Genomic DNA, 391 nt, shown 5'->3' with positions numbered 1-391 from the left:
TCGTCGTGCAAAAGTCATTCATGCTACCGGTGAGTTAGAGGCATCTACTAAGCTTAAAGAAGCCGCCGAGATGCTTAATCAAGCTCCAAATGCCTTACAGCTTCGCTATATGCAGACGCTCACAGAGATCACTACGGATAAAACATCGACAATTGTATTTCCAATGCCTATCAACCTAGTTGAAGCCGTAAATGACATTGCTAAGGCAATAAACAAAGAGAGTGGAGATAAGGAGAAGGGATAAGTGCGCTTACTAACTTTGTAATTGTGTAAGCGTTGCCTACAGGCATCTTATTTACTTTAGGGTGCCTGCTGGTGATAAATACCTAATCTATTTAGCGTCAACCATGCTGTCCAGATTCAGGTTTTCAGCCTCGATGCGCTTCAGTAT

At 42.7% G+C, this 391-nt stretch carries 1 pseudogene; it reads left to right on the top strand.

The annotated features are described in order from the left end of the window. A pseudogene (locus tag AB4585_RS28410) lies at nucleotides 1–244 on the top strand (slipin family protein); the annotation flags it as partial. Nucleotides 245–391 lie beyond the last annotated feature (147 nt).

It is taken from the genome of Vibrio sp. 10N.222.49.C9 (assembly GCF_041474985.1).
Taxonomy (GTDB): Bacteria; Pseudomonadota; Gammaproteobacteria; order Enterobacterales; family Vibrionaceae; genus Vibrio; species Vibrio crassostreae_C.
This window is presented reverse-complemented; position numbering and strand designations above follow the sequence as displayed.